The sequence below is a fragment of the Hyphomonas sp. genome, from assembly GCF_036964145.1.
In the GTDB taxonomy this organism is placed as follows: Bacteria; Pseudomonadota; Alphaproteobacteria; order Caulobacterales; family Hyphomonadaceae; genus Hyphomonas.
Map to the genome: position 1 here is coordinate 697065 of NZ_JBALUC010000001.1, position 26975 is coordinate 724039.

Consider the following 26975-nt stretch of genomic DNA (forward strand, 5'->3'; position numbering starts at 1 on the left):
ACTAGACCGCCCTGGCGTGGCGCCGGGGCGTGGGCTTGTAGCGACCGTCGAGGCATTGCGCGACGGTGCGCAGGAAGAGGCGCGCCTCTGGCGGCACACGGATGAGGCTGCCGTCGATCTGGCAGAGTCCGGCGGACTGGAGGAAGCGCGCTGTTTCCAGCGCGTCGGCGAGGCTGCCCCGTGCGGCGTTCATCTCGTCGCAGATCGCATCCACATCCACTTCCATCTGGCACATCAGCGTCTCGATGGCGCGGGCGCGCAGGCGATCATCCTCGGTCAGCACAACGCCGCGCTCGACCGGCAGACGCCCGTCTTCGATGGTGGCGCGCCAAGCGGTGCGCTCCTTGAAGTTCTGGACGTAACCGTCTGAAAACTGGGAGATGGATGTGCTGCCGATGCCGATAAGGGTCTCGCATGGATCGTCCGTATAGCCCTGGAAATTCCGATGCAGTGTCCTGGTGCGGGCGGCGAGGGTGAGGCTGTCATCCGCGCGGGCGAAATGGTCGAGCCCGATGGCATGGTAGCCGGCAAGCTCCAATGTGCGGGCGCCAGCCAAGGCCTGGTCAAAGCGGGCTTCAAGGCCGGGCAGAGCGTCCTCGTTGATCGCGGCCTGGTGCTTGGCGAACCACGGCACATGCGCATAGCCGAAGAGGGAGATGCGGGCGGCGCCCATCTCGGCGGCAAAATGGGCTGCCTCCTCGACATCGCTCACGGCCTGGTCGGGCAGTCCGTACATGAGGTCCATATTGATGGCGCGGATGCCTGCCGTCTGAAGCCGCTCGATGCCTTCGCTGAGCAGGATCTTGGGCTGAATGCGGCCCACGGCTTCCTGCACTTTTGGCGACAGGGTCTGTACGCCGAAGCTGACACGGGTGACGCCCGAGGCCGCCATCGCATGGATGAAATCAGGGGTCAGGCCGCGCGGGTCGATCTCGACGGCGATCTCCGCGCCGGAGCGAAGACCAAAAGCCCGGCAGGCATGCGCGACAAGATCCTTGAAATCGTCCGCTGACAGGGCATTGGGAGAGCCGCCGCCGAAATGGAGGTGTGCCATGCCGGTGTGCGGGCCAAGCGAGGCGGCCCAGAGGTCAATCTCGCGGTGGAGGGTCTCAAGATAGGCGGCAATGCGCGTGTAGCCGTTCGGCACGCTGGTCGCGCAGCCGCAATAGAAGCAGAGCTTCTCGCAGAAGGGCACATGGATATAGACCGAGATCGGCTTGTCCGGCGCGGTCTGGCTGGCCCAGAGGCGCGCCTCGCGCTCGGCGACCTGCGGCGCGAAGTCGGTCGCTGTGGGATAGCTGGTATAGCGCGGGACGGGACGCGACGCGAAAGGAATCCATGCCTGTTTCATGGCGCGAATCCCTACCAATTCCGGGGGCGTAGCGGACTACGGAGATTCCCGTAACCCACATGCGGCTCGACGTCGCTGGCGGCACCGCCTAGTGTCGGCCTCATTCAGAGGAGGTGTCCATGATCCGATCGAGTGTTTTCGCTGCTGCGGCCCTGTTGCTGGCCGGACCTGCCCTGGCGGGGCCCGACGATTTCAAATCCGGTCCGGCGATCCCGGCTTTCGGGAATGTGGCCAATGTACCGGACGCCGAGCGCCTGTCCAAGGACGCCGTGTTCAAGATTGCGTTCGACACTTCGGTGCCGGCCGAACCCGGCAAGGTGAACCGGACGCTGGAGAGCGCGGCGCGTTTCCTGAACATGCATGAGGCGGTCGGCATCCCGGCGAGCAATATCAAGCTGGCGGTGGTCGTGCATGGCGGGGCCTCGGCAGACCTCGTGGCCGGAGAGGGCAATGCGAATGCGCCGCTGATCGCTGCGCTGCTCAAGCATCGTGTCCGGATCATCCTGTGTGGCCAGACGGCGGCCTATCGCGACATCAAGAAGGCGGATCTGGTGCCGGGCGTGGAAATGGCGCTGTCGGCTATGACGGCACATGCACAGCTGCAACAGACGGGATACACGCTGAACCCGTTTTAGGGGTCAGTCCATCGCCTCGGCCTTGAGCCAGATGCCTTCGCGTTCGCCGACGCGGCGCTCGACCAGCAGGCGGGCAACCTGGTGGTCGTCCTCGAAGACGTTCCCGGTCAGGCTGTCGAGCAGAGCCTTGGCCAGATTGTCGAGATCCATCCAGGGCGCATCGCCGGTATATTCCATCATGATGTGAACGGAATAATCGCCATAGCCCGGCCGCAGGGGCGGGAACTCCTTGCGGAAGAATTCCTTGAGAAGCGTCTTGTAGTATTTCGCCTGCGTCGTCAGGCCGTGGCAGCGCACTTCCAGCGCGCCCTCATCCGTGATGCGCGCGCGCACTTTTCCAGCGGTGATCCAGTCGGCCGGACTCATCCCCGCATCCGATGACGGGATTGCATGCGGGCTTCGATGGCTTCCTTGGAGGCTTTCAGGCCGAGACCGGTCTGTTCGCGGAGCAGCTTGATGGCGAGCAGCTTCTTGCGGTCGTCAATGGCGCCGTCGATCTCGGCCCAGCGGGACTTGCTGACCTTTGAAAGCGCCTCGTCGATCTGCGCCTCGGTCAGGATCGGCGGCGACAGGGAATTGATCCCGATGCCGCGCACAAGGAAGCCGAGGAAAAAGGCAATCGCGACCAGAAACAGCGTGGGTGGTTGCATGAGGGCATGAAGCAGGGCGTCCAAGGGATTTTTCCGTTCCTGTTTTCTGCGCGGTGCGACCGGCATTTTGCTTGCCTCGAAGGTCCTGTGTGGCACAAATCATTTCCAGTGTGCAAACAGAAGGAGACGGGGAATGCGCGGGTCTTTCCTTTACGCGGTCATCACTGGCCTGGTTTTCCTTGGAATGACCGGCCCCGCCTCGGCGCGGGACGGCCAGTCAGACTATTATGGGGCGCTGGGCGCCAAAAGTGAGGGGCGGAGCCAGGATGCGTTTGGCCTGTATGACCGGGCCTGTTCAGGCGGCTACCTCGCAGGCTGCATGGGCGCGGCGGGCATGCTGGCCGATGGGGACGGGATCGCGAAGGATCAGACGCGGGCGCGCCAGTATTTCCAGACCGCCTGCAATGGCCAGCACAAGGTTGCCTGCAACTGGCTGGGCGACATGTTGCTGGCCGGAGAAGGCGGCGCGGTCGATGAGGCAGGCGCACGCGCCCTGTATGCGCGCGGCTGTTCTCTGGGCCATGCGGCCTCCTGTGTCGAAGGCGGCGAATTGATCGAGTTCGGCAAGGGTGGACCGAAAAGCGTTCCCGACGCCCTGAATGCCTATCGCAAGGGCTGTGAGAGCGGCGATCCGCGCGGGTGCAACCTTGTCGGCGTTCTACTGGAAAGCGACGCAGGCGGGGCGGATATGGCGGCAGCGCGAGGCTATTTCGAACAGGCTTGTCAGGGCGCCTATTACAATGGTTGCGCCAATTTCGGAAAATATCTCCAGAACGGGACTGGCGGGCCGAAGGATGCCGTCCGAGCGCGCGAAGTCTATCGTATGGGGTGTGGGCGCATCATCACCAATCTGTCGTCATGCTACCGGCTGGGCGCGATCCTGCTGACGCAGGAAGGCGGCCCGCGTGAGCTCTTCAAGGGCGCAGACGCCCTCGAAAAGGTATGCACCTCGCAGCAACCGGGCCACCGGACCTTCAAGGCAAATGCCTGCTACACGCTGGGCGCAATGTTCGAGAATGAATTCAGCGACGCCGACCCGGCGCTGGCCGTCGACTTCTATGCGATGGCGTGCGCGTATGGTCACACGGGCGAACGCTGCGGCGGATAGGATCATCCTCGCCCCGGCACCTTGTCATGCGCGCACACTGGGCTAAACCCGGCGCGAACGCTCTCCATGCATGAGGATACCAGACGATGACGACGCGGACCGAAACCGACACGATGGGCCCAATCGAGGTCTCTGATGACGCTTATTGGGGCGCGCAGGCCCAGCGCAGCCTCGGAAACTTCAAGATCGGCTGGGAAAAACAGCCCGAGCCGATCATTCGCGCGCTCGGCATCGTCAAGAAGGCCGCCGCCGAAGCGAACATGGATCTCGGCAAGATGGACCCGGACCTCGGCAAGGTGATCGTGCAGGCCGCCGAGGAAGTGATCGAAGGCAAGCTCAACGATCATTTCCCGCTGGTCGTCTGGCAGACGGGCTCGGGCACGCAGTCCAACATGAACTCGAATGAGGTCATCTCGAACCGCTCCATCGAAATCCTGGGCGGGGAAAAGGGCTCGAAGAAGCCGGTCCATCCGAACGACCATGTGAACATGTCCCAATCCTCGAATGACACGTTCCCGACGGCGATGCACATTGCCTGCGCCGAGGAAGTCGTTCACCGTCTGATCCCGTCGCTGGAAGTGCTTCACAACGCCCTCGATTCAAAAGCCAAGGCGTGGGCCGACATCATCAAGATCGGCCGCACGCATACGCAGGATGCAACGCCGGTCACGCTCGGCCAGGAATTCTCCGGCTATGCGCAACAGCTGAAGAACGGCATCGAACGCATCGAGTTGACCCTGCCGAAACTGATGGAACTGGCGCAAGGCGGCACGGCCGTCGGCACGGGCCTCGCCTCGCCGGTCGGGTTTGCGGAGAAAGTGGCCGAGAAGATTGCCGACATCACCGGCCTGAAATTCACGACCGCGCCGAACAAGTTCGAGGCGCTGGCCGCGCATGACGCGATGGTGTTCACGCATGGCGCGATCACGACCGTCGCCATGTCGTGCTTCAAGATCGCCAATGACATCCGGTTCCTCGGCTCCGGCCCACGCTCCGGCCTCGGCGAACTGGCCCTGCCGGAAAACGAGCCGGGCAGCTCGATCATGCCGGGCAAGGTGAACCCGACCCAGTGCGAGGCGCTGACCCAGGTCTGCGCGCACATTCACGGCAACAATGCCGCCATCGGCTTCGCAGACAGTCAGGGCCATTTCGAGCTGAACGTGTTCAACCCGATGATGGCCTACAATTTCCTCCAGTCGGTACGCCTGCTGGCCGATGCGGCGGTGAGCTTCACGGAGAATTGCGTTGTCGGAATCGAGCCGCGGCTCGAGAATATCCAGCGCGGCCTCGAGAATTCCCTCATGCTGGTGACGCCGCTGAAAGAGAAATATGGCTACGACCGCGCGGCCAAGATCGCCAAGACGGCCCATAAAAACGGGACGACGCTTCGCGAGGAAGCGATCAAGGATGGCATCCCGGGCGAGGATTTCGACAATATCGTCGATCCGTCGAAGATGATCTCGCCGGGCTGATATGCTATGAGCGCGCATGCTGGACTTTGATCCTGAGACATTTGGCGCGCTCAATGCGGATGACTATGACGCCCTCCACGATCCGGGGACGACCGAAGAGTCTGTCGCCCTGATCGCGGAGCTTGCCGGCAAGGGCCGTATTCTTGAGCTGGCTATCGGCACAGGCCGGATGGCCCTGCCACTGGCGGAGCGCGGCTTTGCCATGTCTGGCATCGAAGGTTCTGCCGCCATGGTGGAGAAGCTGCGGGAGAAGCCGGGCGGGGCCGACATTCCGGTGATTATCGGCGATATGGCCGACTGTTACATAGACGGCGAATTCGAGTTTGCTTTCCTGGTTTTCAACACGCTGTTCAACCTGACCACTCAGGCTGAACAGGTGCGGTGTTTCCGGAATGTTGCGGACAGGCTGGCACCGGGCGGGGCGTTTCTGGTCGAAACCTTCGTGCCGGATTTCTCAGCCTATCATGACAATCAAAGTCTTCGCGCCACGAAGATCGGGTTCAAGTCTCTTTGGTTCGAAGCGAAGGCGCATGATCCGACACGGCAGGTGATCGAGTATCAGCGTGTGCGGATTACGGAAAAAGGCACGAAACTCGTGCCGCTCGTCATGCGCTATGCCTGGCCGCAAGAAATAGACCTGATGGCAGAGCTCGCCGGTCTGGCGCTGGAGCATCGCTGGGGCGGGTGGAAGCGAGAGCTTTTCACGGCAGAGAGCACGATGCATGTTTCCCTGTACAGGAAACCGGCAAACTGAAATCCCGCCACCAGTTTCTTCATGCCTGTGGTTGCACCTTGGGGGGAAGATCGCCATACGGCGGCAAACATCTTCCTGCCCTCAGATCGAAGAGTGTCATCCCGTGGTAAAATCGACTTTTGCTGCCTTCGCAGATCGCCTTGGCGCGCAGGGCCTGTCACAGGCCAGTTTCACCCAGTTCACGCCGAACCGGATCAAGATCGAATTATTGTCCGGCCTGACGGTCGCGCTGGCGCTCGTGCCAGAGGCCGTGGCGTTTGCCTTCGTGGCCGGGGTGCATCCGCTGGTCGGGCTCTATGCCGCCTTCATCGTGGGGCTCGTGACGGCGCTGATCGGCGGCCGTCCGGGCATGATTTCCGGCGCCACCGGCGCGCTGGCCGTGGTGATGGTGTCGCTGGTGGCGCAGCATGGCGTTGAATACCTGTTCGCCACGGTTGTGCTGATGGGCATTCTCCAGCTGGCAGCGGGCATTTTCCGGTTCGGGAAATTCATCCGTCTCGTGCCGCATCCGGTGATGCTGGGCTTCGTCAACGGCCTCGCCATCGTGATCTTCATGGCGCAACTCGGCCAGTTCAAGGTGCCCGGCACGGCGGAAGCCTCTGGCCATGGCATGGGCGGCGGCGAATGGATGAGCGGCATGCCCTTGGCCGTCATGCTGGCGCTTGTCGGCCTGACCATGGCGATCATCTGGTTGTTGCCACGTGTCACCAAGATCATTCCGGCGCCGTTGGCCGGGATCGGCATTGTCGCCGCCGTCGTCATCGGCTTCGGCCTGGACGTGCCGCGCGTGGGCGACCTCGCCTCCATCCAGGGCGGCCTGCCGAGTTTCCATGTGCCGAGCGTGCCGCTGACCATGGAGACGTTCAAGATCATCCTCCCATATGCTGTCATCCTGTCGGCGATCGGCCTGATCGAGAGCCTGTTGACCCTGAACCTTGTCGGCGAAATGACCGGCAAAAGGGGTGGAGCGAGCCAGGAATGCGTGGCGCAGGGCACCGCAAACCTGATCACGGGCTTCTTCGGCGGCATGGGCGGCTGCGCCATGATCGGCCAGTCGATGATCAATGTGAAATCCGGTGGCCGGACCCGCTTGGCCGGTATCGCCGCCGCGCTGTTCCTGCTGGCCTTTATCCTTGTCGGCTCCGGCCTGATCGAGCAGATCCCGCTGGCGGCGCTGGTCGGCGTCATGTTCATGGTCGTGATCGGCACGTTCGCATGGAACAGCCTCCGCATCATGACGCGCATCCCGCTGCTGGACGCCGCCGTGATCGTGCTGGTGACCATCGTTACCGTCTTCTACGATCTTGCCACGGCCGTGGTCGTTGGCGTGATCGTCTCGGCGCTGGCCTATGCGTGGAACAATGCCCGCCGCATCCACGTCATCGAGCGCGACAGCGTGCGCACGCCCGGCGCCCATGTCTACGAGATCGAAGGCCCGCTTTTCTTCGGCTCGACCGATGGTTTTGCCGAACTGTTCCATCCGGAAACCGACCCCGATGTCGTGATCGTGGACTTCATGCGCTCGCGCGTCGTGGACCAGTCCGCGCTGCAGGCAATTGAAGATCTCGCCCGCCGCTATGAAGCCCAGGGCAAGACGCTGCAGTTGCGCCATCTCTCGCGCGATTGCCACAAGCTGCTGACCAAGGCCGGTCAGCTGATGGTCGATTCCGATGATGATCCGGAATACACGCTGGCCGTGGATTACTCGGTGAAGACCGGCGCATTCGGCGGTGCTCATTAGGCCTGTGGCCTGACGCCCCTTCCGGAATAATTCCTTGCCCCTGACCGGCTGTTCCCGCACTAGGGACGCCGATCAGACAACAAGGAGGAACCCGGAAATGGACATGGATTTCAGTAATTTGTTCTCGGTGGCCGGCAAGACGGTCGTCGTGACCGGCGGCTCGCGCGGCATTGGCGAAATGATCTCGGCAGGCTTTCTGGCCAATGGCGCGAAGGTAATCATCTCCTCGCGCAAGGCGGATGCCTGCGAGGAAACGGTTGAGCGCCTGAAAGCGAAATATGGCGGCGAGATCTATGCCATCCCGTCCGATGTCGGCCAGATGGTCGGCATCGAACATCTCGCCAACACGCTCGCCGAGCGCGAAGAGAAGATCGACGTGCTGGTCAACAATGCCGGCGTGGCATGGGGCGCCAAGCTGGAAGACTTCCCGGAGCATGGCTGGGACAAGGTAATGGACGTCAATGTGAAGGGCGTCTTCTTCCTGACCCAGAAGCTGATGCCGCTGTTGCGCAAATCCGCCAGCGCCGACAACCCGGCCCGTGTCATCAACATCGCCTCGATTGACGGGATGCACACCTCGCCAATGAGCGGGTTTGCCTATGGCACGTCCAAGGCCGCCGTGATCCATCTGACACGCTTCATGGGCGCACACCTCGCCGGAGAGCACATTCTCTGCAACGGCATCGCGCCGGGCCCTTTCCCGACCTATATGCTGTCCACCGGCGTCGGCTTCAAAGGCGAAACCGAAGGCGTCGACTGGCAGAAGATCGGCGACCAGAACCCGTCCGGCCGCGTCGGCATGCCGAGCGACATTGCCGGCCTGTCGATCTTCCTGTCGTCCAAGGCCTCGAACTATATCATCGGCCACACGGTGCCGTGTGATGGCGGCATCGTCTCGTCCAGCTAGAGCGCGATTCTTCCGGTTCCCACCGCCCGCACAGGTGTGCGGTGGGGGCTGGCGATTGGCGCAGCGGAGACTAGACTGCACCGCACAGAATCACTTCCCGCCAAGAAAGGCCGTCCTCATGGCAAATGCTCCCGTCGGATCTAAATCCAACCCGTCCCAGTTCGACATCCTGGACAAGCTGGCCGAAGACGAGCCGTATTTCGTGATCCGCGCGCATGACCCGCTGTCCTCGGCACTGGTCGAGCTGCACGCCTATATCGGCGCAGGCCAGTCCGGCGCGGCCCACAACAAGCTGGCCGAGATCATGGCGATGACGGCGGCCAAGGCCCCGCGCCCGGCCTCCAGTCCGAAATACCGCGAAACCTTCGCCATCTCGCTGGCCATGGAACAGTGGCGCGAGACGCATTCCGACGATTAGGGGTTCGGAGACTTGCAGATCAGGCCGCTCACGCTCGAGAACCGTTTCGTCCGGCTCGTGCCGTTTGAGGCCCTGCGCCATGGGCCGATGCTGGCCGAGCTGTCCGAGCGCACAGCGGCCCGGCTTGGCACGTGGCCCGTTTACGTGCCGGGCACGGACTGGTTGTCACCCTGGCTGAAGATGGTGGAGAGCCGGACGGGGGCGGGCACATTGGTGCCGTTCGCCGTTTACCTTGCCGATGGCCGGTTTGCGGGGATGACCGCCTTTCTCAACCCGGATTCTGCGCACCGGAATGTCGAGATCGGCATGACGTTTTACGCGCCGGACCTGCAGGGCAGTGCGGTTAATCCGGCCTGCAAGCATCTCCTGCTGGAGCATGCGTTCGGGCAGGGGGCCATCCGGGCCTATTTCCATATTGATGAGCGCAATGCCAGGTCTCGCGCGGCCGTGACGAAGCTCGGCGCGGTGCAGGAAGGCCTGCTGCGCGACAATCGCATCCTGCCGGATGGCTTTGTCCGGACCACTGTGGTGTTCTCCATCCTGGCGCGTGAATGGCCCGAGGTGAAATCCGGGCTGGAGGCGCGGCTGGCACGTTTCGAGGCGAGGGGCTGATGGCAGACCCGATCAATCTGAACAAGTTTCGCAAGGCGAAAGCCAAGGCCGACAAGACCCAGCAGGCGCAGGAAAACCGCGCGAGGTTCGGACGCACCAAGACCGAGAAGTCGCTCGAACAGGCCCGCGCGGACAAGGCCAGCCGCGAGGCCGAGGCGCATCGCCGCGAAGACGATCCCGAGGATCGTGGTTAACGAGGCGTTACCAATCGGCCCCTGATTTGCAATGCCCCTCCTGACTTTGTTTCAAAGCGGGAGGAAGCCAAGATGGGTCGTATTCTGGGAAAATTCGTGGTGGCCAGCGTGGCATTCGCCGCCGGCATCACATGGGGGATCGTGGCTGATGCCGCAGAGGCCGGCGTTCCGTTCAGCAGCTTGTTGGGCTTCTAGCCCACGCCTAGCTGCCGGGCGCGGGGTCTTCCGGATAGAGGATGGAATTGATCAGGGCGTCGTCCATGCGGCGGCCGGAGACGCGTTCCAGCGCGCTGAAGATCGGTCTCGCCTTTTTGTCTTCAAGCAGGGGAATTGCCTGAGCCAGCTCGGCCGCGCGGGCATAACGTAGCTGGGCCGTCGCCATGTCGCCCCGTGCCTCGGCGCAGGCGCCCAGATTGTGGAGTACGGCCGGCGCATGAGTCCATTCCCGCCCCAATTCGTCCCATTGCGCGCAGGCGCCCATGAAATTCCCGTCCTTGGTGGCCTTCACGGCGGCAGCAAAGCGCGGGTCGTTCCGGGCTTCGGGGGTCAGGCCGTCGGTCATGATTTCGGCGCGCATGGTCTGGTAATAGGGGGCGATGTCATTGCGGAACCGGCGAACGGCTTCCACCGTCGCGTCCTCCACCATGCCGATTGGCGCGTTGTAGGGATCGTAGGTTGTGTAATGCGGCTCGCCCCAGATGCCGAGCTCCTCGCCATGATATTCGTATTCAGCTACATCGACGCAGGTCTCCCGGCTGGCGCCGCCCAGCTGTTGCTGGCTGAAGACGAGCCGGTTGGTGCGGTAGTCGATGAGGTCTGCCGTGACGACGACTTCCACGGTCTGTTCCCGGCATTCGGTTTCGACGATGGCGCGGTGCTCGCAATCAAACAGGCCGTCATATTCCACGCAGCGCTTCTCGCGCTCGAACCGGGTCTCGGCTTCCCAGGATTCGATATCGACCCGGCCCTGATAGAGGCCTATCGGCTCGCCGGAGGGCAGGGTGAACCAATACGCGCCATCCAGGGTGACCTGCTCGACCATGTCCGCGAACTCGGCCTCGGCGACGTTCCCGGCCGGGCCGCGAAACTGGCCGACTGCAATGTCCCGGTATTCGGCGGCTTGCGGGAAGGTGGGCGCCATGCGCGCTTCATAATCATATCCGGGCGTGGCGCAGGCTGCAGCCAATACAGGCAGGAGGAACAACAGGGCGTGTCTCATGTGGCGAGCCTTCAGCAATTTCAAGTCAGTAGGGTTGAGAGATACTGAACAGACACTGAACTGCGCAATGCCTGTCTTTGCGCAGGGTAAATTCTTGACCTTGGGGGAAGGTGCGGCCACCTGTCTCGCAACATTGATGGAGCCCTAAATGACAAGTTCACTGTTCACCCCGTTCAAGATGAAATCCCTCGACTTGCCGAACCGCATCGTCATGGCCCCGATGACACGGTCGAAATCGCCGAACGGCGTGCCGGGCAATGACGTGGCGGACTATTATGCGCGCCGCGCCGAGAACGAAGTCAGCCTGATCCTGACCGAGGGCACCACGATCCGCCGGGGTGGGGCCTCCAATGATCCGAACGTGCCGAACTTCCATGAAGCGGACTCGCTGGCCGGCTGGAAGAATGTGGTCGAGAAGGTGCATGCCAAGGGCGGCAGGATCGCGCCGCAGATCTGGCATATGGGCATGGTGCGCAAGGCGGGCAGCGGCCCGTACCCGGACGCGCCAACCGATAGCCCGTCGGGCATGACTCATACCGGCAAGGCCGTGATCGAAGCACCAACCTCTGCGGAAGTCGACGACATGGTGCTGGCCTATGCCGACGCGGCCGCCGAAGCGGAGAAGCTCGGCTTTGACTGTGTCGAAGTGCATGGCGCGCATGGCTATCTGGTCGACCAGTTCTTCTGGGACGTGATGAACAAGCGCGACGACAAGTTCGGCGGCACGTCCCTCGTGGATCGGGCCAGCTTCGCCTCGGATATCCTGAAGGAAATCCGGCGCCGCGTCTCACCCGACTTCCCGGTCATCCTGCGCTACTCGCAGTGGAAACAACAGGATTACGATGCGCGCCTCGCAACGACGCCTCAGGATCTTGAAGCTTTCCTGAAAGTATTCGTGGATGGTGGTGTCGACGTGCTGCATGCCTCCCAGCGCCGTTATTGGGAACCGGAATTCCCGGAGATTGATGGCGAGCACGGCCTGAACGGTGCCGGCTGGGCCAAGAAGCTGACCGGCTTGCCCACCATTACGGTCGGATCGGTTGGCCTGTCTGGCGATTTCATCAAGGCGTTCCAGGGCGAAGGCTCCGGCACGCGGTCGCTGGATGATCTCGAAGAGCGCCTGGCGCGGGGCGAGTTTGACCTTGTGGCGGTCGGTCGCGCGCTGCTGCAGGATCCGGCATGGGCCCGCAAGGTGCATGAAGGCCGCACGGACGAATTGACCGATTACGATGCAGCGAGCCTCGCCACGCTATCTTAGGTCGATTTTGACTTGCATCAAATCTCAAGGGATGGTTTTGGTTAATCCAACCGGGCCGGAGGCGATTTTTCGCTGAGGTCCGGTAGGATGGTGGGGACAACAAGAGCCATCCCGACACAATTTGACGATGAAGGCATGTGGTGCACCCGTACACACATTTCCTTTGTCAGCGCTTGGATGCCACCCGCCCCAATCGCATGTCCTGGTCGGGTGATTGTTTCCCCTTCTGACGCGGGCTTTGCCCGCACCAAGGTGAGATGCCTTCACACCAGCATCTCGCTTGACCCTGCAGAGCCGCGTCCCGCACACCTGACGCGCCCCTGCAGGGTTTTTTGTGATAGTCTCAAGGCGCCATACCTTGGGCTCGGCGCATGATTGCGCCACAGGGAGCATCCTCTGCCATGCCCGGCTCGATGAAGGGCAGGGCTGCGAGACCGCCGCTGACACTGGCGAGAAGTGCGGTAGCGCCAAGTTGCAGCACGGTTTCCGCACTGAGTGCAGAAATCTCGGGAGACCGGAAGGTGCCTCCGATGCCAACATTTCCGATCAGCGTCCCGAAAGAGGCATCCTTGGCTTCGGAGCGAACCTTCAGGTCCAGGCGTTCTTGCCGCATTCCGACCTGTCCCTCGACGATAACAAGGCTATCTGCCGTATCCATGATCGCCGGGTCTAATTGACCCGTACCATTCTCGAAGTGGATGGAGATCGCGGCGCATCGTGCCGGCGTGTATGTGCGATCCTCACCTTGTTCGCCCAAAAGGGTTAACGCCTCGCCCAGATCAAGGGCCGCACCTTCTGCCGCGAGGGCGAGCAGGTCTGCGTCTTTTGACCAGACGGATACGCGCCCGTTCAAGGTCGCGGCTGCGTCACGGAATCCATTGCCCCTGGCTTCAAGCTCGAATTCTCCGTTGCCGCTGCCCCGCACATAGGGATCAAGAGCCAAATTGCTCAACTGCACATTATTCAGAGTTCCCTGAGTTGTCGTGGTGGCAGGGGATTGGGTTGCATCCAGCGTGACATAAGAGATCAACTGGCCGGAATCGAAATCCACACGCAGCAAGGGGGCTCGGACAACCCGCCCCTCGACGTCGAACTCCAGTTTCAAACTTCGAATATCAAAGATGGCGTCGTTGACGTGTTGGGCGTGATAAGCAACGTGACCATCCACTGAATCGAGACGGCTGAAGTCGATGACGGCATCCGGGATCAGCCTGTCACTGGCATCAAAGGCGGTGCGGGACGCGACCTGCACCTGATTGGTAGTTTCATTGTCGCCTACACCCACGGGAATGCCGAAGACAACGCCCAAATCATCGAAATCCAGACTGGCGGACTGGAGATCTGCCTCAATGCGAGGCGTGGCTTCGCCGAAGGTGATCTTCATCGGCCCACTGAGATCACTGTCCCCGATACGTGTAGACGGCGCAAAATCGAGGGCAATCTGTTGCCTTGAAAAGGTCAGATATGCCGTCGCCTGATAGGGCGGGGTATCGGGGGACGCAAAGCCGGCCAGCTCTGCGAAATCGGCGAAATTCTCGCCCGACATATTAAGCTTGCCAGTCAGGACCGAGAGGTCTGAGGGCCGGGCTCGCCCCTCGAAATTGAGAGATACACCCGTTCCGGAAGCCGAGACAGAGAGGTCTCCTGATCGAAGAGACCCTGCCGCTGTCTGAAGGTGGATGGACTGGGGGTCTCCCTTTCTGACAAAGCGTACAATGATATCTTCAGCGCGAACTTCATCAATCAGGGCGCGCCAGTCCCGCAGCGACAGGCCATCCTCGCCATCTGCCTGCTCATCCAGCTGTACTACGATGAAACCATTTTCCGCCCTAGCGCGGCTGACCCAGCTCAGGCCTGGGAGGAATCCAAAGAAATTGAGCCGGATTTCCCCGGACTTGGCTTCCGCAGTTCCGGGCGCCTGGAAATTTTCGAAGATCATTTCATTGACGCCTGGAAAACGAACATGGGCCCGGCTGACCGATGCATTGTCCGGTCCCCATTGGGCGAGCGACCAATTGGTGACCGGCGTAGCCACAGCAGGAAAGGTCATCAGAAACAGGAAAATCGCAAACGATACCAATAAGGCGCAGGCTATGTCGAAAATGACCTCAAGACTGCGCGGTAGGTGAAGGTCTGGCATGACGCTTCAACGCGCGTCCGACGTATCGGTTCACCTTTTCAGATCGGGACGTATTGTTCTCGTGGCAAATATTCCGCGACTGGCAGTCGAAATATCCTGAAAACGTTCGCGCAACATGCACAGCCAAGTGTGCCGCAAACCCTGCCCATCCGGCCATTCGATGCTATATGTTCGCCATGAGTTCCAATCCGAATCGCCTTTCCATTTCACAGATGGCCTCGGCCAAGCCGCCGGTCGCGCAAGGGGATGCCGCCTATCTGGACGGCCTGAACCCCGAACAGCGCGAAGCCGTCCTGACGACCGAAGGCCCGCTCCTCGTGCTTGCCGGTGCCGGCACGGGCAAGACGCGCGTGCTGACGACACGCCTGGCGCATATCATTGGCACGCGGCTGGCCTGGCCATCGCAGACGCTGACCGTGACCTTCACCAACAAGGCCGCGCGGGAAATGCGCGAGCGGGCACTGTCCATGCTGGGTGAAGCGGGTGAGGGCCTGCGCTGGCTCGGCACGTTCCATTCGATCAGCGCGCAGATCCTGCGTAAGCATGCCGAGCTGGCCGGGCTGAAATCCACCTTCACCATCATCGACACCGATGATCAGGTGCGTCTGTGCAAGCAGATCATCCAGGCCGAGAACATCGACCCGAAACGCTGGACGCCGCGCTATCTCGCCAGCCTGATTGATGGCTGGAAGAACCGCGCGCTGACGCCGGACAAGGTGCCGCCGGAAGAAGCCCACCAGTTTGCCGACGGCAAGGGCATCACCTGTTACCAGATCTACCAGGCGCGGCTGAAAGTGCTGAACGCCTGCGACTTTGGCGATTTGCTGATCCACAACATCACGATCTTCCAGAAGAACCCGGATTTGTTGAAGGAATATCACGACAAGTTCCGTTATGTTCTGGTCGACGAATATCAGGACACGAACGTTGCACAGTATCTGTGGCTGCGCCTTCTGGCGCAGGGCTCGCAGAACATTTGCTGTGTGGGCGATGACGACCAGTCAATCTATGGCTGGCGCGGCGCAGAAGTGGACAACATCCTCCGCTTCGAGAAGGATTTCCCCGGCGCGCATGTGATCCGGCTGGAAAAGAACTACCGCTCGACCAAACACATCCTTGCCGCCGCCTCCTCGGTCATCAGTCACAATAAAAGCCGCCTCGGCAAGACGCTCTATGTCGGTGACGACAATGCGATCGACGATATTGACGCGTCCAAGGTGAAGGTGCGTGGCCTGTGGGATGGCGAGGCCGAAAGCCGCCTGATCGCGGATGATATCGAGAGCTGGGTGTCGAAGGGTGGCAGCCATGAGGATTGCGCCGTGCTGGTGCGCGCCTCGTGGCAGATGCGGGCCTTCGAGGAACGCTTCATCATGCTGGGCATCCCGTACCGCGTGATCGGCGGGCCGCGCTTCTTCGAGCGCGCCGAAATCCGCGATGCGCTGGCCTATTTGCGGCTCGTGCGCTCGCCCGATGATGACCTCGCCTTCGAGCGGGTCGTGAACCAGCCGAAGCGCGGCGTGGGCAATACCTCGCTCGCCAAGCTGCAATCCTATGCCCGCGAGGATGGGCGCAGCCTGTTTGTGCTGACGCCAATGGTGCTGCAGACCGACGAGATCAAGGGCGGGGCCAAGCGCGGCCTCACCCAGTTCATCGACCAGATCAACATGTGGCGCGACAAGCTGGCGAACGGCATGCCGCATACAGAGCTTGCCGAGACGATTCTGGAAGAGTCCGGCTATACCGACATGTTGCAGAAGGATCGCAGCCCGCAGGCGCAGACCCGGCTCGACAACCTCAAGGAACTGGTCCGCGCGATGGGCGAGTTCGACTCGCTGGCCGGATTCCTGGAACATATCGAACTGGTCATGGATGCCTCGGCGGGCGGGGCCGGGGAAGACCAGGTGCAGATCCTGACCCTGCACGGCGCGAAAGGCCTCGAATGGCCGGTCGTTTTCCTGCCGGGCTGGGAAGAGGAAGTCTTCCCGTCCCGCCGCAGCCTGGATGAAAGCGGCATGAAGGGCCTCGAGGAAGAGCGCCGGCTCGCCTATGTCGGCATCACCCGCGCGCGCCAGCATGCCTATATTTCCTTTGTCGCAAACCGCCAGATCTATGGCCGCTGGCAGAGCGTGCTGCCGAGCCGCTTTGTTGACGAACTGCCGCATGAGCATGTCGAAGCGATCTCCGAGACGGGCTTCTCCGGCATGCCGGGCGGCGAGAGCGGCTTTACCGGCTCGGTCGAGGACCTTGGCGAGCGCTCAAACTACAAGAGTCCGGGCTGGCAGCGCCTGAAGGAAAATGCCGGCCGGTTCGATACGCGCCCGCCGCGCGACAATCCCAATCTGTCGGCAACCTCCGGCGGACCGGCAACTTTCAAGGTCGGCACACGTATCTTTCATGACAAGTTCGGCTATGGCCGGGTGGCTCACACGGAAGGCAACAAGCTGACCGTGGATTTCGAAAAGTCCGGCCGGAAGAAAGTGATCGCCACATTCGTGCAACCCGTTTGATGGTTGACCGCGCGTTCCATTCCGAATTGGATGGGTAAGGCAAAGCGGTGAGGCGTACATGGCCGGCTATCTTGAGAAGCGGCTCTATGAGGGGGAAATCCTGCGGTATCGCGGGGAGTTTCACTGGATTGAGTATGCCAAGGCCTGGCTGATGCTGATCGTGTTCGGCATCATCATCTTCGGCATTGTCTATTTCATTGCCGCAATGGTGCGCCTGAACACGACGGAATTCGTTGTGACGGACCGGCGGGTCGTCAAGAAGACGGGGCTTTGGTCGGCCAATGTCGAGGAAATCACGCTCGACTCCATTGAAGGCAGTTCCCTCAATCAGGGCATCCTCGGGCGCATCTTCGGGTTTGGTCGTCTGTCCGTGCATGGGCGCGGCGAGACGCATATCCAGTTCCCGAATATGGCGCATCCGCAGAAATTCCGGGCAGAAGCCGAAAAGTCGAAGCAGGCCGCGCTCTCACCGGGCGGGCCGTTGGTCAGCTGATTTCGTTTCTGACGAATATGCAGCGCCGGGGGCCTGATCAGGGGGGTAGGGAGGCCAGGCCGGCCGTGTGAAGCGCGATGGGTGGTGCGCTTGCCCCGAAGGGCAAAAGCTGACCCGGCGCTGCACGACCTGTTTGGCATGGACCAAGCGAACGCAAACCGAATGGCGCGTTCATCTGCGGCTCATCTGAAACCTATTCGGCAGCCGGCAGGGACCGGTCGGCCGGTTCGTTCTCATTCGCGGAAGCGGGGCCATTGCTCATCTGGCGATGAGCTTCGCGTTTGCCCCGGACCCGGTCCTTCAGGCGTCCCGCCCACCGGCCAATGCGGTGCGGGGCGAGCAGCCAGACCGGCGTGACCAGGAGGATCATCAGGGTCGAGAAGCCGAGGCCGAAGACCACAGCCGTTGCCAGCTGGACCCACCATTCGGAACTTGCGCCGCCGAAATTGATCGAGCCTTCGAAGAAATTGACGTTCATCTGGATGATCATCGGCAGCAGGCCGCAGATCGTCGTGCCGGTGGTCAGCAGGATCGGACGGATCCGCTGAGCGGCTGTCGCAATCGCAGCTTCCTCCGGCGTGCGGCCATCGCTGAGCAGGCGGTTATAGGTGTCGATGAGCACGATATTATTGTTCACCACGATGCCGGCGAGGGCGACGATGCCTGTGCCGATCATCAGCTGGGAGACGTAAGGCAGCACCAGCTGGATGCCGACCAGAACACCGGCGGTCGAGATGATCACGGCCGTCAGGGTCAGGAAGACCTGCCAGAAATTGTTGAACTCCCACAGGAGGATGATAGCCATCATGAACAGCATGGCAAGCAAGGCCCCCCGGAAGAAGGCGGCGGCATCGGCGCTGTCTTCGTCGGCGCCTTCAAAGCGCACCTCGACAGTGCCGGGAATACCCTGTTCCGCGACCCATGCCTTGACCTCTTCCACGATGGCCGCGCCGGCACCCTGTTCCAGGGCATTGGCGCGCACATCAATCACGCGGGCGCCATCCCGGCGAATGATCTGGCTGACGCGCGGGGCCGGGACACGGTCCACAAACAGGGAGAGCGGAACATTGCCGCGCGGCGTGGCGATGCGGAGATCGTCGATTGCGCTGGCGCTGCGGTCTGCCTGCGGGAAGCGGACACGGATATCGACTTCGTCCTGGGCATCATCGGGGCGGTAGCGGCCCACGAGCACACCATTGGTGACAAGCTGGACGGCGGCGCCGACCTGGCTGATGTCGAGGCCGTATTTGCCGGCTTCGGCGCGGTCGACCTCAAGCTGGTATTCAATGCCGGGAAGGGGGCGTGTGTCCTCGACTTCCCGCAAATCGGACCGGGAATCGAGATAGTCGCGAATCATCCGTGCGGCTGTATTGAGCGCGGGCGCATCTTCCGAGAGGAGCGCGATCTGGACGTCCTTGCCGGAGGGAGGGCCCTGTTCGCGGGCGGCAATCTCGAAGCGCAGGCCTGGCACCTCGCTGAGCCGGTTACGGATATTCGCCAGCGTGCGGCGTCCATTGTGGACGCCATCCGCTGTAGCGAGATCGATCAGGAGCTGGCCGACCGTATCGCTGGGCTTGCTGGAGGATCCATCCATGGAGAAGACGGCGCTCCCGGAATTGCCGGCCTCGGTCGAGATGTCTTCCACGCCGTCCATGCTGGCAATCGCGGCTTCGGCGCGCCGGACGAGGGAAAGTTGTTCTGCGGTCGACAGGCTGCCTTGCGCCTGGACGAAGACGAAGGCCTGTTCCGGCTCGACATCCAGGAAGAGCTCGGATTTGTGCGGGGTGGAGCCGAACCAGATGAAGATCGCAATCACGCCGCCAATGGCGACACCGGTGACGGCGAGGGGCCGGGCGATGAGCCATTTGACCAGTTTGACATAGCCGCCCAGCCAGCCGGTTGCGGCTTCAGGGTCTGCATCGGAGGCAAGGGCTGCAAGGCTTTCATCGGTGCCGTCCGGGCGGGCGCCGATGACCGAGCCGAGCACAGGCAGGAAAATCAAGGCCATGACCAGGGAGGCCGACAGCACGAAGATCAGCGTGATCGGCAAATAGGCCATGAACTTGCCGGGCATCGAATTCCAGAACAGGAACGGGATAAAGGCCGCAAGCGTGGTGGCGGTGGAGGCGACAACCGGCCAGAACATGCGCATGCCGGCCATGGCATAGGCGTCCTTGCGGTCCAGTCCTTCCGCCATTTTCCGGTCGGCATATTCCGTGACCACGATGGCGCCGTCGACGAGGATACCGACCGCGATGACCATGCCGAACATGACCATCATGTTGATCGTGTAGCCGAACGCGCCGAGCAGCAAGAAGGCCATGACGAAGGATGCCGGGATCGAGATGCCGACCAGCAGCGCCGAGCGCAGGCCAAGGGCGGCGACACAGATGACCATGACCAGCACGACGGCGGTGATGATTGAATTCTGGAGTTGTCCGAGCTGATCCCCGATAAGTTCGGATGCGTCGGAGGTGATGCGGACATTGACGGTGCTCGGCCAGCTTTCCTGCTGGGCCGCGACCGTGTCGCGCACGAAATACGCTGTATCGAGAATGTTCGCGCCAGAGCGTTTGACGATCTGGAGCTGGAGGGATGGCTCACCATTGAAGGTCGCATAGCCGGTCGGATCCTTGTAAGTGCGGCGGATCTCGGCGACGTCGGACAGGGTGACCGTGGCGGTATCGGAGCGTTTGACTGGTAGGTTCAGGGCGTCCTGAGCCGATCGGATCAGGCCGGGCACCTTGACGGCAAAGCTGCCCTCGCCGGTATCAATCTGGCCGGCAGGCACGAGCTGGTTGTTCGCGGTGACGACCGAATAGATGTCCTGATAGGACAAATTGTAGGTCTCAAGCTTGACCGGATCGACGATGATTTCGAGCACATCTTCACGCTGGCCAATGATGTTGGCTTCCAGCACGCCCGGATTGCGTTCGAGCAAATCCTGCAATGTTTCGGCAATGTCGTTGAGGCCGCGTTCCGGGGCCTGACCGAACAAATTCACCACCATGATCGGGAATTGCGAGGCATTCACTTCGGTGATGATCGGCTCGCGCGCATCGGCGGGGAAGAAGCGCTTGGCGAGGTCGACCTTGTCCTTCACGTCCAGTACGGCCTGATCGATGTCGGAATCGATTTCAAATTCCAGGACCAGCTGACCGGCGCCTTCCGCGCCGATGCCCGTGAACGTCTTCAGGCCTTCCAGCGACTGGATTTCCTGTTCGATGGGTTTCACCAGCAGGCGTTCGGCATCTTCCGGCGTCACGCCGGCAAGCGGCACCGTGATGCCCACAAAGGGAATCGGGATGTCGGGGTCGGCTTCCTTGGGCAGGCCGACATAGGTCGCCGTGCCTGCAATGATCGCGCAGATCAGGATGGACAGGACCATCCTGGCGCGCCCGATGGCGCCTTCGACGACGCGGGTCATGGCTGGGCCCCGCCCTGGGGTACGGGCTTCACTTCAACGCCTTCGGCCAGATAATCCTGCCCAATCGAGATCAGACGCACTGTGGATGGTAGGCCGGTGACCCAGGCACCCTCAGGCGTTTCATCTATGACCTTGATGGGCGCGAACTGGACCTTGTTGCGCTCGTCGACATAGCGCACGCCAAGGTTGCCCGCATCGGACAGGGTCAGCAGGCCGGGAGAGATCAGTGTGGCAGGCATTTCGCCCATCGGAATAAAGAGTTCGGCCGTAACGCCGGCTGCCACCGGATCATCGCCGGTTTCGAGTTCAGCCTCGATCCGGAAGGTGCGTGTGCCTTCATCCGCCGTGCGGGAGACATAGCGCAGCTTGGCGGGATAGGTCTTGCCGCTCGGCAGACGGGCTGTGGCGTCCATCCCGGTTGCGAGCTGGCCGGCATTGGCTTCGGCCACTTCGACGGACACGATGACCGGGTCCATGTCCACCATCGTGCCGCAAGGCTGTCCGGGGGAGAGATAATCGCCAGCCTCGGCGCTCCGGGTTTCGAAAATGCCGTCAAAGGGGGCGCGGATCTGGGTCTTGGAAAGTTCGACGCGGGCCGCATTCACCGAGGCTTCGGCGGCGTCAACGGCGGCTTTGGCGGAGGCTTCATTATTGGCGGGGGCAAGGCCCTTTTCGGCCAGCGTCCTGGCTGCTTCAAAATCGATCTGGGCGGCATCGCGGCGCGCTTCAGCCTCTTCGAGACGTGCAGCGCGGGCTTCGACATCGAGCCCGCAGAGCAGCGTGCCGCGCGAGACGCGCGTGCCTTCGCGGACGGGGGTCGAGACCACATTGCCGGACGTGCCGGCTTTCACGCTCACGGATTTGTCGGGGGCCGTGAGGCCCTTGGCTTTCAGGCGGATGCCGTGGGTCTGGGCGGTGACGACGAAGGTCACCGCTTCCGGAGCGGCGGTGCTCTGTTCGAGGCGCACGTCTTCATGCTGCGTGCTGATGTCGCCGCGAATGAAGCTGCGGACCACAAACCAGGTCAGCAAGCCGATAAAGATGGCGATGGCAATTTTGACGGATCGGTTCACGGTTCAGTCTTTCGCACGGCTGGCTGTGTAGCAGATATAGGGCGCGGCGTCGCCGTAATAAGTCCGCCGGAGACGCATAGTTAACAACCGACTGTTGCGATCCGGCAAAGCTGGCGCCGTGTTTTGAGGGTTCACCGCAAGGTATGATTAATAAATGCCCGGATCAGGCCCCCTGAGACGAGGGGGGCCGGGCTCAGGGGGCCGGATCAGATCCAGCGGCGCCAGCGGAAGATGGCGAGCATCACCAGCGTTGCGACGGCAAGCGACGTCACAAGCACGGCAAAGGCAGCGGCGCTGTCTACACCCGGCATGCCGCCGACATTCACCCCGAACAGGCCGGTCACAAAACTGATCGGGAGGAATACCGCCGACAGGATCGACAGGACGAACAGGCGCTGGTTCATGACCTCGGCGCGTTCCTCGATGACCTGTTCCTGCAATACGGTGCAGCGATCCCGGATGGTGTCGAGTTCCTCCGCGAGCCGGGTCACCCGGTCGGCGGATTCCCGCAGGAAGAGCAGGTCGTGATCGGAGAACAGGCCCGATTGGGTGCCCTCGCGGACCAGTTGGGCAAGCGCCTCGCGCTGCGGCAGGATATAGCGGCGGACCTGCAGAACACGGCGGCGCAATTCCGACAGTTTCGACCGCGGCAAGCGCGTACCGGGGTCCAGCAGATCATCTTCGAACTGGTCGGCCTGTTCGTCGAAGCGGGAGACTTCCGGCTCCATCCGGTCGGTCAGCGCATCGGCGAGGGCGGCCACCAGTCCGCCTGTGGTACTGGGCGCAGTGCCCGCTTTCACCTTCGCCTCAATATCGCGCGTGGCCTGGATCGGTTTGGCGCGAAGTGAGATCAGCGCGGTCTCACTGGCCCACATGCGCAGGGCGAGCATGTCTTCCAGCGCCTCGCCTTCATTGAGGTTCATACCGCGCAAATTGATGAGGAATCCCGGCCCGTGACGCGTCGAGCGCGGCCTTGTGTCTTCCTGCAGGAGTGCCTCGGAGGCGATACGGTCGAGGCCACTCTGACGCGTGAGCCATGTTTGCGCCTCTGGCGACCGCCGGTTGAGATGCAGCCAGTGCCGGCTGAACTCCTTCAGCCGGCCAGAGGTCACATCCGCCCAGTTGAGCGGCGAGACGGTGCCGTCCGCCGCAAAGCCGTACCCGAAGACGAGCGGCGCCGTCATTGCGTCAATCGAAGCGGGGAGCGGTGTGACCATACGGGATCAGAGCGCGGAGACCGGCGGCGTCCGGGAAATCCAGGGCCGTGTCATTTCCAGCTGCATGGCCAGTTCGAACAGGAGATCATCCTGGCCGCGCTTGGCAGAGAACATGGAGCCGATGGGCAGGCCGCCTGACGACCAGGAGAGCGGGACACTCATGGAGGCAGCGCCCGACACATTCATCGGCGCGGTAAAGGCTGCAAAGTTCAATACGCTTTCCATGACGGTATCGAAATCTCCATCGGGGGCCTGATCACCGATCGGTACGGCAGGGCTGCCGGTCACCGGTGTGAGTAGCACATCCATGTCATTGAACCAGTCATCATAGGCGGCTTCGAAGGCCTTCAGATAGCCAATGATTTCCGGGAATTCCGATTGGCGCGCCTGGAACATCGAGACAAGGCCCAGCGTCCAGGGCTCGACAATGTCCGGGCCGATAGGCTTGCCGGAATAGGCGCTGGCCTGCTGGGCAAACTCGGCGGCCCCGGCGGCCCAGTACATCAGGAATTTGTCGGTAAATTCCGCACCATTCAGCGGCACCTTGTAGTCGATCACCTCATGACCGAGTTCGCGGCAGAGCTGGGCGACGTCCTCAAGCGCTGCCGTGGTCTCCGGCGAGACGTGGGTGCCACTGATGGAGTCGGGCGCAAAGCCGATCCGGAGCGGCCGGTTGAGAGTCGAGATTTCCCCGAGCGGCGTATAGGCGCCGTCATTCTTTTCCGCGACGCGGAACAGCTCGATCGAATCCTGTACCGTGATGGTCACGGCATGGTTCACCGAAATGTCCACAGGCGGGGCGTTGCCTTCATTCCGCGCATCCAGACGACCTCGCGACGGTTTCAGGCCGAACACGCCGCAGGTGGAGGCGGGGATGCGGATCGACCCGCCCCCATCGCTGGCATGGGCGAAGGGCACGACCCGCGCCGCGACCAGAGCGGCCGCTCCCCCGGATGAACCGCCCGGCATACGTGACAGGTCCCACGGATTGTGCGTCGCGCCGGTAACCAGCGGCTCGGTGGTCGAGGTCAGGCCCATTTCCGGCGTGGTGGACTTGCCGAGCGACACGACCCCCGCGTTCCGCCAGGCGGTGGCGAAGGGGGAATCCTTTTGCGAAACGTTGCCGACAAAGGCGCGGCTACCCCACAGGGTCTGTGTGCCTTCCCAGTCGAGCAAATCCTTGATGAAGGTCGGAACGCCGCTGAACGTCCCCGGCGCCGGATGTGCGGCTGCGGTGCGAGCCTGGTCGAAGCTGGCCGTGGCAATGGCGTTGAGGTCACCATTCACGGCTTCAGCGCGCGCGATGGCTTTCTCGACCTCAGCAAGGGAGGTCGTCTCTCCCCCAGCGATTCGGCTGGCAATGGTCAGGCCGCTTTCCCAGCCTTCCGGTGGCACGGCCTTGGCGGCGATGGGCCCCGAGGTAGGTGTGAGTGTGTCGCTGGCCTTCTGGCCACATGCGGCAAGCGCGGTTGCCGCCGCGCCTCCGAGCAAAGCTGCGCGCCGTGTAAATGCGGTCATTCTTGTTTCCTCCCGTTTTCCCTTTTGGGCAGCAAACTGTAACGCGCGGGGAGAATTCGCAAGACAAAACAAAACGGCCATACCTGTGGGGGTATGGCCGTTTCAGATCATTTCAGGGAAGTTCTACTGGATCACACCGCAGGCAACGCGCGCGCCGGCGCCGCCAATGGGCTGGGTCATGTGATCATCTTCGCTCTCATGGATGATGAGGGCGGAGCCGTCTTCGTCGAGCAGGGATTCGAGTGCGGTCAGACGGGTGAACGCTTCGTACCCGGCCGAGCCATCCTCAGCCACCCAGATATTCGGCAGGTCGCCCGCTTCCGGGCCCTTCGGGTTGAGCAGGCCGTGCGCGCCCTCGACCTTGCCGTGATGGCCGCCGGAGGCCTTGAACACGCCGACATCCTCACAGGTGCCGGTGCCGTGCAAATGGATGCCGTGCCAGCCCGGCGTCAGGCTGCCGGCAGAGAGTTCGACGCGAATGACTTCGCCATTCGGGCCATCGAGGAAGTTCGCTGTACCGATTTCCGAGCCTTCGGCGCCGATGATGGAGGCCTTGGCGACCATCATGGACGGGTACACGCCTTCATCCGGGCCGGGCATCTCTTCCGCTGTAGGCAGGCCATTGTCGTTGGGCATTTCCTGGGGTGTCGCGCCCTGCTGGCCGCACGCGGCAAGGGCGATTGCGAGTGAAGCGATGGCAGTTCGGGTGATCATGGGGGTCTCCTGTCAGCGTGGGTCTGATATAGGCGTAACGTCTATGTGGCAGGAAGGCTCCCTCACGTGAAGGACCGTGCAGATAAATTGCTCGTTAGTCTCGGCTTGTTCGAGAGCCGGTCGGCCGCGCGCGCGGCGATCGAGGCGGGCCATGTTTCGGCGGGCGGAACGGTTGTGTTGAAGCCATCGCAGATGCTGTCGGGCGATGAGGAGATCATCGCAAAGCCAGCGCATCCTTATGTCTCCCGTGGTGGGTTGAAGCTGGCGCATGGCCTGAAAGCCTTCGGCGTCGATCCGGCCGGACGGATGTGTCTCGACATTGGGGCCTCAACGGGCGGCTTTACCGATGTGCTGCTCCGGGCCTGCGCAAAGCATGTCGTGGCGGTGGATGTGGGACGGGGCCAGTTCCATCTGGCGCTGGCCGGGGACAACCGGGTGACAAGTCTTGAAGCTCAGGATGCCCGAACCCTGACGGCTGACATGCTGGGCGAGGCGCCTTCCTTGCTTGTGTGCGATGCAAGCTTCATTTCATTGGAGAAACTGCTCGCCGTGCCCCTGTTCCTCGCGGCCGAGCGCGCCGAATTTGTCGGCCTGTTCAAGCCGCAATTCCAGGTTGGCCGGGAGCATGTCGGCAAGGGCGGGCTGGTGACGGATATAGAGATTTCTGACCGCGCCGCTGAGGCTTTCGCGCTATGGATGGAGAGGCAAGGATGGCCCATCCGGGCCTGGACCGACAGCCCGATCACCGGGGGCGACGGCAATGCCGAACGCCTGTTTCATGCGGTTAAGGCCTAGTAATTCTCGTCGTAAAACCCGTCATTGATTTCCCATGTGCCGTCATACGGATCCCGGCAGGCTGTGATGGGGTCGCGGATTACCTGGCCATCCGGCAGGCGGGTTTCGCGTTCAATTGTGCGGCATTCGATGTCGGTGCCCGGCTGGGGCGGCAGGGTCGGCCCCGGCACTGTGGAGGCCGGATAGGTGCGGCTCGGCGGCGGGACATTCGGATAGTTCATGATTTCCGGACCACCATAAAGACCGTCCGTCGTGCGCGGGATGCTGCCGGCCGGATAAGCGCCGGACGTGGCCGGGCCATATGGTGTCGCTACCTGACAGGGGCGGCCCGTATCCTCAGCGATGGCGCCGCCGGCAAAACCGCCGACAATGGCGCCAAGAATCGCGCCTGCGGCGACTTCATCGGAATTGCCATTGCCCTGATGATATCCCCCATGACGTCCGTGGCCGCGATAGCCCCGATACCCACGATGACCGCGGTAATAATAGTCATCGCCATCATCGATATTATTGCCAATCGCGCCGCCGATCAGGCCGCCTGCAATGGCACCGACCAAGACGCCGGCCAGTTGATCATCCTTGCGCTGGCGCTCGCACTGAACGTTCTGAACCGGGGGATTGTAGGTGTAGCCATACCCGCTCTGGGCCGCGGCTGCAGCAGGGATGGCGAGGCTGGCCATGGCCAGCGCTCCGATGATCAGCGATTGGGATTTCATCGAAATACTCCTTGTCGCGGATATACGCCCGCCAATGTCAGCCTATCATACTGGGG

Annotated in this window: 25 protein-coding genes; 14 read left to right on the forward strand and 11 right to left on the reverse strand. The window is 62.2% G+C overall.

Translation table 11 applies throughout. The features are described from left to right. Nucleotide 1: 1 nt before the first annotated feature. Nucleotides 2-1351 (reverse strand): oxygen-independent coproporphyrinogen III oxidase, encoded by a 1350-nt coding sequence (gene hemN, locus V7660_RS03475; RefSeq protein ID WP_335601731.1) that lies wholly within the window; start codon nt 1349-1351, stop codon nt 2-4. 119 nt (nt 1352-1470) lie between these two features. Between hemN and V7660_RS03480 the strand changes: the two genes are divergently transcribed. Beyond that, nucleotides 1471-1986 (forward strand): DsrE family protein, encoded by a 516-nt coding sequence (locus V7660_RS03480; RefSeq protein ID WP_335601732.1) that lies wholly within the window; start codon nt 1471-1473, stop codon nt 1984-1986. A gap of 3 nt (nt 1987-1989) precedes the next feature. On the opposite strand, the gene V7660_RS03485 is transcribed toward V7660_RS03480, so the two are convergent. Both V7660_RS03485 and V7660_RS03490 read right to left on the reverse strand, forming a co-directional pair. Further along, nucleotides 1990-2352, reverse strand: coding sequence for a RusA family crossover junction endodeoxyribonuclease (locus V7660_RS03485; protein WP_335601733.1), 363 nt, complete (start codon nt 2350-2352; stop codon nt 1990-1992). Then, on the reverse strand, nt 2349-2660 hold the full coding sequence (locus V7660_RS03490) for a hypothetical protein (RefSeq protein WP_335601734.1): 312 nt from the start codon (nt 2658-2660) through the stop codon (nt 2349-2351). Before V7660_RS03490 ends, V7660_RS03485 begins: the two co-directional genes overlap by 4 nt. Nucleotides 2661-2769: 109 nt before the next feature. On the opposite strand from V7660_RS03490, the gene V7660_RS03495 reads away from it, so the two are divergent. The 9 genes from V7660_RS03495 to V7660_RS03535 all read left to right on the forward strand — a co-directional run bounded on the left by V7660_RS03495 (nt 2770) and on the right by V7660_RS03535 (nt 10037). Then, entirely contained in the window at nt 2770-3744 is a 975-nt protein-coding gene (locus V7660_RS03495; protein WP_335601735.1) for a tetratricopeptide repeat protein, read from the forward strand. An 86-nt stretch (nt 3745-3830) separates the two neighbouring features. After that, nucleotides 3831-5216, forward strand: a complete 1386-nt coding sequence (fumC, locus tag V7660_RS03500; protein WP_335601736.1) for a class II fumarate hydratase — start codon at nt 3831-3833, stop codon at nt 5214-5216. 16 nt (nt 5217-5232) lie between these two features. After that, nucleotides 5233-5970, forward strand: coding sequence for a class I SAM-dependent methyltransferase (locus tag V7660_RS03505; protein ID WP_335601737.1), 738 nt, complete (start codon nt 5233-5235; stop codon nt 5968-5970). A gap of 154 nt (nt 5971-6124) precedes the next feature. Further along, nucleotides 6125-7711: a SulP family inorganic anion transporter gene (locus V7660_RS03510; protein WP_442910021.1), complete on the forward strand. Its 1587-nt coding sequence runs from the start codon at nt 6125-6127 to the stop codon at nt 7709-7711. 103 nt (nt 7712-7814) lie between these two features. Then, the gene (locus tag V7660_RS03515) at nt 7815-8618 is read left to right on the forward strand and encodes an SDR family oxidoreductase (RefSeq protein ID WP_335601739.1); all 804 of its coding nucleotides are present in this window, start codon (nt 7815-7817) and stop codon (nt 8616-8618) included. A 118-nt stretch (nt 8619-8736) separates the two neighbouring features. Then, the gene (locus V7660_RS03520; protein ID WP_034810816.1) at nt 8737-9036 is read left to right on the forward strand and encodes a hypothetical protein; all 300 of its coding nucleotides are present in this window, start codon (nt 8737-8739) and stop codon (nt 9034-9036) included. A 12-nt stretch (nt 9037-9048) separates the two neighbouring features. Further along, nucleotides 9049-9648: a GNAT family N-acetyltransferase gene (locus V7660_RS03525; protein WP_335601740.1), complete on the forward strand. Its 600-nt coding sequence runs from the start codon at nt 9049-9051 to the stop codon at nt 9646-9648. Next, nucleotides 9648-9842 carry a DUF4169 family protein gene (locus V7660_RS03530; protein ID WP_335601741.1) on the forward strand — a complete coding sequence of 65 codons (195 nt, stop codon included), beginning with the start codon at nt 9648-9650 and terminating at the stop codon, nt 9840-9842. Before V7660_RS03525 ends, V7660_RS03530 begins: the two co-directional genes overlap by 1 nt. Before the next feature lie 72 nt (nt 9843-9914). Further along, on the forward strand, nt 9915-10037 hold the full coding sequence (locus tag V7660_RS03535; protein WP_335601742.1) for a hypothetical protein: 123 nt from the start codon (nt 9915-9917) through the stop codon (nt 10035-10037). 7 nt (nt 10038-10044) lie between these two features. On the opposite strand, the gene V7660_RS03540 is transcribed toward V7660_RS03535, so the two are convergent. Further along, nucleotides 10045-11061 (reverse strand): hypothetical protein, encoded by a 1017-nt coding sequence (locus V7660_RS03540; protein ID WP_335601743.1) that lies wholly within the window; start codon nt 11059-11061, stop codon nt 10045-10047. A 148-nt stretch (nt 11062-11209) separates the two neighbouring features. Here V7660_RS03540 and V7660_RS03545 point away from each other — a divergent pair, with 148 nt between their 5' ends. Then, nucleotides 11210-12319: an NADH:flavin oxidoreductase gene (locus V7660_RS03545; RefSeq protein ID WP_335601744.1), complete on the forward strand. Its 1110-nt coding sequence runs from the start codon at nt 11210-11212 to the stop codon at nt 12317-12319. Between the two features lie 343 nt (nt 12320-12662). On the opposite strand, the gene V7660_RS03550 is transcribed toward V7660_RS03545, so the two are convergent. Further along, complete coding sequence (locus V7660_RS03550) at nt 12663-14459, reverse strand: AsmA family protein (RefSeq protein ID WP_335601745.1); 1797 nt, start codon at nt 14457-14459, stop codon at nt 12663-12665. A gap of 167 nt (nt 14460-14626) precedes the next feature. Here V7660_RS03550 and V7660_RS03555 point away from each other — a divergent pair, with 167 nt between their 5' ends. Then, nucleotides 14627-16966: an ATP-dependent helicase gene (locus V7660_RS03555; protein ID WP_348210026.1), complete on the forward strand. Its 2340-nt coding sequence runs from the start codon at nt 14627-14629 to the stop codon at nt 16964-16966. A gap of 58 nt (nt 16967-17024) precedes the next feature. Further along, nucleotides 17025-17459 (forward strand): PH domain-containing protein, encoded by a 435-nt coding sequence (locus V7660_RS03560; protein WP_335601747.1) that lies wholly within the window; start codon nt 17025-17027, stop codon nt 17457-17459. A gap of 193 nt (nt 17460-17652) precedes the next feature. On the opposite strand, the gene V7660_RS03565 is transcribed toward V7660_RS03560, so the two are convergent. From V7660_RS03565 to V7660_RS03585, 5 genes are all read right to left on the reverse strand, one after another. Continuing rightward, nucleotides 17653-20886, reverse strand: coding sequence for an efflux RND transporter permease subunit (locus V7660_RS03565; RefSeq protein WP_335601748.1), 3234 nt, complete (start codon nt 20884-20886; stop codon nt 17653-17655). Further along, nucleotides 20883-21959 (reverse strand): efflux RND transporter periplasmic adaptor subunit, encoded by a 1077-nt coding sequence (locus tag V7660_RS03570; RefSeq protein WP_335601749.1) that lies wholly within the window; start codon nt 21957-21959, stop codon nt 20883-20885. Before V7660_RS03570 ends, V7660_RS03565 begins: the two co-directional genes overlap by 4 nt. A gap of 206 nt (nt 21960-22165) precedes the next feature. Beyond that, nucleotides 22166-23176 (reverse strand): zinc transporter ZntB, encoded by a 1011-nt coding sequence (locus V7660_RS03575; RefSeq protein WP_335601750.1) that lies wholly within the window; start codon nt 23174-23176, stop codon nt 22166-22168. 6 nt (nt 23177-23182) lie between these two features. Then, nucleotides 23183-24694, reverse strand: a complete 1512-nt coding sequence (locus tag V7660_RS03580; protein ID WP_335601751.1) for an amidase — start codon at nt 24692-24694, stop codon at nt 23183-23185. Between the two features lie 123 nt (nt 24695-24817). Beyond that, nucleotides 24818-25408 carry a superoxide dismutase family protein gene (locus V7660_RS03585; protein ID WP_335601752.1) on the reverse strand — a complete coding sequence of 197 codons (591 nt, stop codon included), beginning with the start codon at nt 25406-25408 and terminating at the stop codon, nt 24818-24820. Between the two features lie 66 nt (nt 25409-25474). Here V7660_RS03585 and V7660_RS03590 point away from each other — a divergent pair, with 66 nt between their 5' ends. After that, the gene (locus V7660_RS03590; protein ID WP_335601753.1) at nt 25475-26203 is read left to right on the forward strand and encodes a TlyA family RNA methyltransferase; all 729 of its coding nucleotides are present in this window, start codon (nt 25475-25477) and stop codon (nt 26201-26203) included. On the opposite strand, the gene V7660_RS03595 is transcribed toward V7660_RS03590, so the two are convergent. Then, complete coding sequence (locus tag V7660_RS03595; RefSeq protein WP_335601754.1) at nt 26200-26919, reverse strand: hypothetical protein; 720 nt, start codon at nt 26917-26919, stop codon at nt 26200-26202. The two genes, V7660_RS03590 and V7660_RS03595, sit on opposite strands and share 4 nt — an antisense overlap. Nucleotides 26920-26975 lie beyond the last annotated feature (56 nt).